The 7,064-nt window shown below is 65.7% G+C and carries 2 protein-coding genes; both read left to right on the top strand.

The genetic code is table 11. The features are described 5' to 3' along the window. The first annotated feature begins 136 nt into the window (after positions 1-136). Positions 137-379: a hypothetical protein gene (locus IBX54_RS10790; protein ID WP_296542659.1), complete on the top strand. Its 243-nt coding sequence runs from the start codon at positions 137-139 to the stop codon at positions 377-379. Beyond that, a partial coding sequence (locus IBX54_RS10785) for a glucoamylase family protein (protein WP_296542660.1) occupies positions 376-7,064 on the top strand: 6,689 nt, incomplete at its 3' end. The genes IBX54_RS10790 and IBX54_RS10785, both read left to right, overlap by 4 nt.

Genomic DNA, 7,064 nt, shown 5'->3' with positions numbered 1-7,064 from the left:
GTCAATGGCGCCGACCCGGTCACCAAGCCGGGTGAATGTGTCGGCACCAAAGTGACCCCGGCACTGATCTCCTGCCTGCAGCCTGATCGCCGCGTTGACATCGAAGTCACCGGTCAACGTTAACCCTGAGCTATTTATGCATAGCCCCACCAACACGCGCCTTGCGTGGTGCACTGCCGCCCACAACGACAGCGCCAAATCAACCCGTGCCGACCTGCTTGCGCTGGGCGAGCACCTGAATGCCTGCCCACAATTGCACCGGCATTTAATGACCCTGCATGGTGCGACAGAAGTCATGAACGGCTTTGTGGCGACACGATTTGTGTCAACTTTACTGGTCTTGGCCCTGGTCATCGGTCTCGGCGCTTGGATGCTGTGAGGCGTCTGACGCAGCCCAAGCTGCGTGCGCTGCTCCCCGATGCGCCGGCGCTTTTGTGCCAGCAACTGGCGCGCTCGCGCGGCCCGGTGCTGCAGCCCATTCGCTCCGAGATTTTTGGCCCCCAGCGCTTTGCCCAACATGGCCGCAGTCTGGCGCAAACCCACCGCGCCACGCGTGCCAACACGCTGGTCGGCAACTTTTTCCCCCGTCTCAAGGGTAATCTGGCCACCTTGCGCGAAGCCCACCAGTACATCGGTGTGCAAGCCAGCGCCGGCTACGACATCAGTCCGGCAGCCGAATGGCTGCTCGACAATTTCCACCTGATCGAGGCCCAGCTCAACGAGATCAACGCCGGCTTGCCGCGCAGCTACTTCTCCGCCTTGCCCAAGCTGATCGATGAGCCGCTGGCCGGCTTGCCGCGCGTTTACGGCGTGGCCTGGGCTTTTGTGGCCCACACCGACGGTGCGTTCGATCAGGCCATGCTGGTGAATTTTTTGTGCGCCTACCAGGAGGTACGAGAACTCAAGCTGAGCGAGATGTGGGCGCTGCCCACCACCATGCGCGTGGTGCTGATCGAGAATTTGCGCCGCCTGGCGGTCCGTGTCGCCACCAACAAGGCCGCGCGTGAAGTGGCCAACCGCTGCATTGACCAGATCGCCACCCTTGCGCTGAGTTCCTGCAAGGCCTTGCTTGACTTGCTCAATGCGCGTGGCCTTGGCCGCGTTTTCCTGGTGCAAATAGCCCAGCGCCTGCAAGACCTGCACCCCACCGACGCATCGCCCACGCAGGCGCTGCTGCTGGACTGGCTCCATGGCGTCTTGCCCGACCTGGCCGCCATCCAACTCCAGCAAGGCGCCGACCAGGCCGCCGACAACCTCAGCATGAGCAACGCCATCACCTCGCTGCGTGCCATTGGAGACGCGGATTGGCCCGAGCTCGTCGCCCAAAGCAGCCCCTTGATGCACTTGATGCTGGGCTTGCCGGTGTTTGCCGCAGAAGACGCCACCACCCGCGACCAGACCCTGCACGCGATTGAGCGGCTGGCCATCCGCAGCCACCAGTCTGAAGTGACCGTGGCGCGCAAGTTGCTGGGCTTGATGACCACGACCACCGACGTCGCCAGTTCAGCCACGGCGCACTGGCTGCGCGGCGCCGGACGGCCCGCACTCTGGCAGGCCCTGGGCTTGCCGGCAAGCCGGGCCATGAACTGGCCGCTGTGCATCAGTCGCCTGGCCTTGCCAACCTACCTGGGTGTCCTTTTTGGCATCCTGTTTGCCTTGTTTTGGCTATTGCAGCGCCACAGCACCGAACACTCAGCCGGGCTGACCTGGCTGGTGATGGCGCTGGCGCTGTTTCCCGCGTCCGAGGCGGTCATCGCCGTCATCCACCGGCTCATCAGCGAATCACTCAAACCCCGGCACTTGCCGCGGCTGGCGTTTGCCAAGGGCATCCCGAGCGAGCACGGTGTCATGGTGGTGATTCCCGGCATGCTCACCGGCACGGCGTCCACCCTGGCCTTGGTGAATCGGCTGGAACTGCATTACCTGGCCAACCCGGAACCGCATGCCCAGTTTGCCCTGCTCACCGACTGGGCCGACGCCGACACGGCAAACACCGACACCGACGCGGCTTGCCTTGGCAGCGCCACCCAGGGCATCCGGGCGCTCAATGCGCGTCATCCCCGGACGGCGCTTGACAGCCACACCGCGCCGCGCTTCATCCTGTTGCACCGGGCGCGGCTTTACAGCCCCAGCGAGCAGCGCTGGATTGGCTGGGAGCGCAAACGGGGCAAGCTGGAGCTGCTCATCGCGGCGCTGGCGCATGGCAGCAGCAGCGCTTTTCTGGACCTCGGCGAAGACTCGCGCATGGCGACCGGCCTGCCCTACATCGTCACGCTCGACAGCGACACCCAACTGCCGCCCGGCAAACTGCGCGAATTGGTCGGCGTGGCGGCCCACCCGCACAACCTGCCGCACCTCGACGCCAGCGGCCATCAGGTGGTGGCGGGCTATGGCATCCTGCAGCCGCGCGTGGCCACACCTTTGCCGACGGTGAAGGAATTCACCCTTTACCACTGGCTGTTTGCCGGCCAGTGCGGCATCGACCCCTACAGTGCCGCCAGTTCGGAAATTTACCAGGATGTATTTGCCGAGGGCACCTTTATCGGCAAGGGCTTGCTCAACGTGCGGGCGCTGCATGCCGTGCTGTCCAACCGGCTGCCCGAGGGCCAGGTACTCAGTCATGACCTGCTCGAAGGCGCCATCGCCCGCTGCGCCGCAGTGAGCAACATCATGGTGCTCGAAGATGCGCCCTTTCATGCCGATGTGGCGGCCTCGCGGGTGCACCGCTGGACGCGTGGCGACTGGCAACTGCTGCCGTTTTTGCTGGCCCCCACGCGCTATGGCCTGAGCGCCATCAACCGCTGGAAAATGCTCGACAACCTGCGCCGCTCGCTGGTTGCGCCGATGTCGCTGGGCTTGTTGCTGGCCAGCCTGGCCGGTTGGGTGCTGTCGCCGTGGCTGGCCCTGAGCCTGGTGCTGGCGGCGTTTTCCGCCGGGCCCCTGATGGGCACCCTGGCCGGGCTGGCGCCCAGCCGCGACGACATGGCCGTGGGCCACTTCTACCGCGCCGCCCTGACCGACCTGGCGCGCGCCTTGTGCGGTGGCCTGTGGCTGTTGGCGCAGTTGCTGCAGCAGTCGCTGCTGGCGCTCGACGCGGTCGGGCGCGCGCTGTACCGCATGATCTTCAGCCGGCGCCACCTGCTGCAATGGACCACCGCCGAAGTGGCGCAAGCGCAGGCCAAGACCACGCTGCCAGCCGTGCTGCGGCAACACCGATCCGAACCGCTGGTGGCGCTGCTGCTGTGGGCGGCCTTGTTGTGGGTCGGCTCGCCCACGCCCTGGCTGGCTGGCAGCTTGTGCCTGTTGTGGGCGGCCTCACCGCTGTGGACCTGGCTGGTCAGCCGAACCACCTCGGTCGAGGCGCAAGCCCAGCTCACTGCCCAGGAGAAAGTCTATCTGGCAGGCATTGCCCGCGACACCTGGCGCTATTTTGAACGCTGCGTTGGCCCCGACGACCGCCACCTGCCGCCCGACAACCTGCAGACCTTGCCCCACAACATGGTGGCGCACCGCACCTCACCCACCAACATTGGCCTGTACCTGCTCAGTGTGGCCTGCGCGCGCCGCTTCGGCTGGATCGGCACGCAAGACCTGTTGACCCGCCTGGAGGCCACGCTGGCCACGCTGCTCACGCTGGAGCGCCACCGTGGTCACTTTCTGAACTGGTACGACACCCAAAGCGGCCTGCCGCTGTTGCCCAGCTACGTGTCAACGGTGGACAGCGGCAATCTCAGCGGCCACTTGTTGGCCGTTGCCCAAGCGTGCCGCGAGCTGGCGCTGGCACCTTTTGACGGCCACGCCGCGATGTGCGCCATCGAGGCCTCCAGACAACGGCTTGCACCGCTGCTGAAGATGGGCACCCAACTGGCTGCGCCGCAACGCGCAGAACTCAGGTGGCTGCTACAGGATCACCGGGCGACCCTGGCGTCGGCCAGTTTGGACAAATTGGAAAAGCAGACCCAAAGCGCCGATGCGCCCGGCCTCAGCGAGCGCCTGCATACCCTGGCCAGCAGGCTCGAACAACTGGCCTGGCAACCTGACTTCAGCTTCCTCTACAGCCCCCGGCGGCACCTGTTTCACATTGGCTACCGGGTGGCCGAGCAACAGCGCGATGCCGGCTTTTACGACTTGTTGGCCTCTGAATCGCGCCTGACCAGCCTGCTGGCCATTGCCAAGGGCGATGTGCCAGTGCGCCACTGGGGCGCCTTGGGCCGGCCTTTTTTTGCGGTGGGCAGCGCGGCCGGCTTGCGCTCCTGGACCGGTTCCATGTTCGAGTACCTGATGCCCGGCGCCGTGCTGGACGAGCCCTATGGCAGCGTGCTGCATGAGGCCAGCCACGCCGCCGTGCGTGAACACATCGCTTATGCCAAATCGCAGGGTGTGCCCTGGGGCATTTCCGAGTCAGCCTACGCGGCCAGCGACGCCACGCTGGCCTACCAGTACGCGCCGCACGGCGTGCCCCGGCTGGCGCTGCGCCGCACACCGACCGATGAACTCGTGATCGCGCCCTACGCCACCGCACTGGCGGCCCAGCTCTTGCCCCACTGTGCCAGCGAGAATTTCAAAACCCTGCAAGGGCTGCAAGCACGCGCTCGCTACGGCTTCATCGAGGCCCTTGACTATTCGAGCGTCGGGCGCAGCGGGACCGATGCCTTCACGCCGGTTGAGACTTTCATGGCGCACCACCAGGGCATGAGCATCGTGGCGCTGGCCAATGTGCTGCTACAGGGCTGCGCGCAGCGCTGGGGCATGGCCAATGCCCATGTCCAGGCGATGTCATCGCTGCTGCACGAGCGGGTGCCGCGTGAGATTCCGGTGTTGCAAGCCCTGCCCCTGGCAACACAATCGTATTCGGACCGCCGACGCACGCCAGGCATGTTGCGGGCCTTGTCGCCGGGCGAATCCGCGATCGAGCCGACCCAGCTGTTGTCAAACGGACACTACAGCGTGCTGCTCAGAGCCAACGGCGCTGGCCACAGCAGCTGGGACCAGACCGGCATCAGCCGCTGGCGCGACGATGCGCTGCGCGATGCGCACGGCAGCTTTTTTTACCTGCGTTGGGCCGGTCAGCCACAAGCGTTCTCCACCACCCAGCACCCGGCACCCGACCCCAACGCCACCTACCACAGCATGTTTCATTCGGACCGGGTGTGTTTTGACGCCCAATGGCCCACGCTGCAGAGCCACACCACGGTATGGATCAGTCCGGAGGATGACATTGAGTTCAGGCAGGTGGCGCTCAGCAACCTGAGCGATCAACCCCTTGAAGTTGAGCTTACGTCGGCCTTTGATGTGACGCTATCCGCCCCCCTCGCCGACGAAGCGCATCCGGCCTTTGCCAACCTGTTTGTCACCGCCCAATGGCTGGCCTTGCATCAGGCCCTGTGGTTTGAACGCAAACCCCGACTGCCCGGCGAGGAGGGTCTGAAAATGGCCCACTTCCTGACCGATGCAAATATCCCCCTGCGCCGGATTCGCATCGCCACCGACCGCCAGCGTTGGCGCGGGCGCAATCAGCACGCGAATCAGTTGCTGGCTGATTGCGAGCTGGCACCGGACGGTGATGGCGACTTGGTCCACCCCATGGACACAGGGCTGGACCCGGTCTGCGCCATCGCCGTGACGCTGGTTCTCGCGCCGCGCAGCAAGGCCCGTCTGACCTTCGCCACCGCCGCCTCACTGAGCAGTTCCACCCTGCAGGCGGTGGTTGACAAGTACCGCCAGGCTGCCAACGTGCAACGGGCTTCGCTGATGTCCGCCACCCTGACCAGCATCCGCTTGCGGGCACTGCGCATCAGCGCCGAGAGCTTTACCGCCATGCAAACGCTCACCTCCATGCTGGTGCAGAGCCTGACCCGGGTGCAGGCGCGGCACGTGCGCCCCGAGAACGCCGACAGCGGGGTCTGCGACCGGCGCTTGCTCTGGCGCCTGGGCATTTCGGGCGACCGCCCCATCATTTTGGTGATAGCCGGCGTCTCACAAAGCCTGGGGCTGGTGCGCGCCCTGGCGCAGGGCTTGAGCCTGTGGTCATGGAGCCGCCTGGCCTGCGACCTGGTGGTGATCAACACCGAGTCCAATTCGTACCAGATGACACTGCAACACGAACTGGCCGCCCTGCGTGAGCGCCACCGTGCCGACTGCGGCGCCAATGGTGACCCGTCGAGCACCGGCTTTTACCTGATCCAGGCCCACGAACTCAGCCACGCCGAGCTGAGCACGCTGCACAGCCTGGCCAGAGTCTTGTTGCGTGCCGATGGCCGGCCACTGAGCTTTCATGTGCAGGAACTCAACCGCCTGCACGAACAGGCCCTGGTGGCACGGCATGAGACCGCCACCGCGGTGCTGCGCCTGCCCCCCGGCAGCAGCCAGGCCGACACGCCCTCGCAGGGTCAGTTTGCCGACAGCAGCGGCGAATTCAGCTTTGACGTCAGCGCCAGCGAGCGCCCGGCGCGGCCCTGGATCAACGTGCTGGCCAACCCCGACTTTGGCGCCCACATTTCCGAGGCTGGCGGCGGCTACACCTGGGCGCTCAACAGCCGCCTGAACCAGCTCACCGCCTGGTCCAACGACCCGGTCGGCGACCCCGCGTCTGAATGGTTTTTGCTGCAAGACCGCAAAACCCTGGCGCTTTGGCCACTCACGCCATCAGCCAGTACCGAGGCGGGGTTGCGCTTTCACGTGACGCACGGCCAGGGTTACACCACCATCAGCCACCAGCGTGAGGCCATCGACATCAGCGTGACCTGGTGCGTGGACGCCCAAACCCGTGTCAAGCAGATTAGCTTGAGTCTGGTGAACCACGGGCCCAAGGCCAGACAACTGCGCCTCATCGGCATGGTCGAGTGGCTGCTGGGCGCCAACCGCAGCGACCGTGGCACCGTGCGCACCGCCGCGTTTCACCAGCGCCTGCCCGCGCAGCAGCAAAAGCTCACCGCCTTGCTGGCCACGCAGCGCGAGGCCTCTGCCGGTTTTGGTGGCGGCACGGCTTTTTTTGCCATGACCCATGCCGCCGATGACCCCGAAGACTGGACCTGCGACCGCCGCGAGTGCTTCGATGCGCGCGG

It is taken from the genome of Rhodoferax sp., from assembly GCF_014859475.1.
Taxonomy (GTDB): Bacteria; Pseudomonadota; Gammaproteobacteria; order Burkholderiales; family Burkholderiaceae_C; genus Rhodoferax.
The sequence above is the reverse complement of the archived record's forward strand: the minus strand, read 5'-3'. Positions and strand labels throughout refer to the sequence as shown.